Genomic DNA, 769 nt, shown 5'->3' with positions numbered 1-769 from the left:
GTCATCAGCCGATTGGCGATGTCCCAGGACGGCTCGATGGCATAGCCGGTGAAGCGCCTTTCCTGCTTGGTGACGCCGCCTGTTTCGCTGATGAAGTCGATGGTCACCTCTTCGCCGTCCAGGCCCAGCGGCACGTCGGTGCCGTCCGGGTAGAACAGGGCGAAGGTAGCGACCCCGGCCGCACCTTCCTCGCGGTCGATCTCCATACGCTGAGCGAGCCTGGCCGAGACCTGCACGCCGCCAATAGTCACCGAGACGTCCCAGCGATAGCCGTAGCCTGGCGGAACGACGCCTGGGGTGATGGGTTCCGGGGGCAGGATGATCACCGGGCCGCCCGGCTCGACGGCGCGTCGCCAAAGCGTATTGAGCGGCCTGGTGTTGAGCGGCAGGACGTTGAGCATCAGACCTCCTGCGCCTCAAAGGACCAGTCATACATACCGGTGCCGTTGTCGAACTCGGAGGCAATGCCGTCAGTGAAAACCACCAGGCGAGGCAGCCAGAAGACTCGGTAGCCTGCCGCCCCGGCGACCGCTCCCAGGTGAGCCACGTCTCCATCAAGCTGCAGCGACGTTTCGATCCAGGTGTCTCCTACCCTTGCCCAGCCGGTGGGCGAATCATTCGGGCGGCGGCTCGCTGCGGGCGGCAGAGTGAAGATAGGCGTAACCCCCTCCATCGAGCGGGGCTGAACGCAAAGCAGTTCCAGCGGTTCGCTGTAGTCCAGGGCGAACAGGCCGGGGTCGAGGTAGCCGGTGCCACCTACGCTGGTTGC

The 769-nt window shown here is 65.3% G+C and carries 1 protein-coding gene and 1 pseudogene; both read right to left on the bottom strand.

From position 1 onward, the window contains the following. Positions 1-401, bottom strand: a pseudogene (locus L6D89_RS32360) (hypothetical protein); the annotation flags it as partial. Then, positions 401-769, bottom strand: a 369-nt coding sequence (locus tag L6D89_RS32355; protein WP_236202339.1) for a hypothetical protein, incomplete at its 5' end; no start/stop codon positions are given. The gene L6D89_RS32355 and the pseudogene L6D89_RS32360, both read right to left, overlap by 1 nt.

Origin of the sequence: Pseudomonas pseudonitroreducens (genome assembly GCF_021603645.1) — a bacterium.
In the GTDB taxonomy this organism is placed as follows: domain Bacteria; phylum Pseudomonadota; class Gammaproteobacteria; order Pseudomonadales; family Pseudomonadaceae; genus Pseudomonas; species Pseudomonas pseudonitroreducens.
The sequence above is the reverse complement of the archived record's forward strand: the minus strand, read 5'-3'. Positions and strand labels throughout refer to the sequence as shown.